Raw genomic sequence first — 2175 nt, forward strand, 5'->3', positions numbered from 1 at the left:
CAGTTCCTTATCTGTCAAAAGGCGTTCTCCATTTTTCCCATATAGCTCCTCGTCACTCTCCTCTGGTTCTTCCTCTCGGATCGGTTCTTCTGGTTCTTCCGCAGACTCGGTTTGCGAGGAATCCGTTTCTTCCGTGCTATCCCACGGAAGAACGATGGGAGTCACCGGCTGCTCCGGCTCCTGCTGTGTTTCCGGTTCCGATTGCTGCTTCGCGCTGGAAATTAACTCCAGCGCACCTCTCATACTCATGTCACCGGAAGCGACTTCCGCTTTCTGCTCCGGTGTAAGTTTCTCCGTGATATTTTTGTACCGCCGAACCTGGCGGTCGCTAACGTTGAGCAGAGCCGCCAGCCCTTTCTGCAAAGGCCCGGTGTACTCACCGGATTCCTGCATCCGGCGCAGCAGCGCGTCCGCGTCCAGGTAAAAGCGAAGCTTCTGTTCCGTTGTGTATTCCCTTGTACTCAGATTCGCGCTGTGCAGCATGAGCTGCGCACGGTCGGGGGAAAGGCCGCTGTACACACGGCAGGGAATACGCTGCCATTTCAGATAATCCCGAATGGATTTGTACCGCTTTTCCCCTGAAATTAAAGTGTAGTGCTCGGGGTTTTCCCGATGCACTACAAGAGGATGGATTAGGCCATTGACCTTGATATCTTCGGCCAGAGCAGCCAGCTCCTCCGGTGTGTCCTGCTCCGCATAGGGATTATTCTCTGCGAAATGAATGAGGTCGGCGTCTACCAACTCGTCATGGGCGACGGTTTCCATTGCCGTCGCCTTATCCTGTACCTTTTGCAGCCCTTTGGTGATGGCCGCTAAATCAATTTTCGCCACTGGTGTCACCTCCCTCCAGGCGTTGAATGATTTCATCTGCCAGCGCTGTGTAGTCCGTACAGCCGTTGCTGCGCCGTGCGTAGAGGTTGATGGGCTTGTGCGCGTTGATTGCTGCTGAAAGAGCGGAGTTCTTTCGGATCAGTGTGCGGAAACAAGGAAAAATATCCTGTCCTTGTAATGCTTCTGTATATGCTTTCTTGTTGGAGGTTTTCTCATAAATGGTAATCAAAACCCCCAGCACGTCCAACGATGGGTTCACACCCTGTCGGATCTCCACCAGTTCATTCGCCATACACAGCAGGCCGTGAATGGCGTAATCGTCCGGAATTGTGGGCAGCAGCACATAGTCGGCGTAGGCCAGAGCGTTTGTCTTGATCCGGTTCCCGCTGGGCGGGCAGTCCATCAGGATAAAGTCGTACAGATCGGAAACGTCCGCCATCGTTTCCCGCAGCGTGTATTCCTGACGTCTGGTTTTCATCATCAAATATGTTTCAATATCCTTGAAATCGTAGGAGCCGGGGAGAATGTCCAGGTTTTCGATCTTTGTGGGCCGGATGGCTTCCTGGGCTTTATTCCGACCCATCATCACCCCCGTAATGCTGGGCAGGAGATCGTTGTACAGATCAAAATAGGCGGTCGCGTAGCTCTGCGGATCAAGATCGACCAACAGGACACGGAAGCCCTTTTCGGCCAGGATAGCGGCCAGGTTGACGGCGGTTGTGGTTTTTCCCACGCCGCCCTTTTCGTAGGTGATTGCGATTTTTGTCTTTCTCATGATTGTCTCTCCTTTTCCTTTATATAGGAATTTTATGTGCCACGGCTTGCGCCGTTTCAGCCTCTTTGTTTTATCCAAAATATAGCAGCTTGACTTATAACCGTAGATTCAGTAAAGTAATATATATCCCAATTTCTTTTGGCTGCTCTTTGAAAAAATGAACAAAAAAAAGAGTTTCTGTCGAAACTCTTTTACATGTAAGGATCTCATAACTCTTAATCAGGGTGTCCCGGGTTCGAGTCCCTGATGGTGCACCACAAAGTCAGAAAGGGGCCGGAGGCTCCGGCTCCGAAACTGACAGATATGGCCCGTTGGTCAAGCGGTTAAGACAGCGGCCTCTCACGCCGTTAACGTGGGTTCGATTCCCGCACGGGTCACCAGCCGAAAGGCAAAACAAAGAAAGCTTCCCTGGTTACAAATTGAGGAAGCAGCAGTGGAAATGAAAGTGATTTTGTTTCCAAGTTGGTGTTGATTACGGTGAGGGTCCACCCGTTCCCATCCCGAACACGGAAGTTAAGCTCACTGGTGCCGACGATACTTGGCTGGAAGCGGCCTGGAACAATAGGGAG

General features: G+C 51.6%; 2 protein-coding genes, 1 tRNA gene and 1 rRNA gene. 2 read left to right on the top strand and 2 right to left on the bottom strand.

From position 1 onward, the window contains the following. The coding region (locus B5F35_RS17960; protein WP_162611483.1) for a ParB/RepB/Spo0J family partition protein at positions 1 to 831 on the bottom strand (831 nt) is incomplete at its 3' end. Further along, positions 818 to 1606, bottom strand: a complete 789-nt coding sequence (locus B5F35_RS17965; RefSeq protein WP_087243039.1) for a ParA family protein — start codon at positions 1604 to 1606, stop codon at positions 818 to 820. The genes B5F35_RS17960 and B5F35_RS17965, both read right to left, overlap by 14 nt. A gap of 305 nt (positions 1607 to 1911) precedes the next feature. Here B5F35_RS17965 and B5F35_RS17970 point away from each other — a divergent pair. Both B5F35_RS17970 and rrf read left to right on the top strand, forming a co-directional pair. Continuing rightward, positions 1912 to 1986, top strand: a tRNA-Glu gene (locus tag B5F35_RS17970). Positions 1987 to 2067: 81 nt separating this feature from the next. Next, positions 2068 to 2175 (top strand): 5S ribosomal RNA (gene rrf, locus B5F35_RS17975); the annotation flags it as partial.

The sequence above is a fragment of the Anaeromassilibacillus sp. An200 genome, assembly GCF_002160025.1.
Lineage (GTDB): Bacteria > Bacillota > Clostridia > Oscillospirales > Acutalibacteraceae > Caccousia > Caccousia stercoris.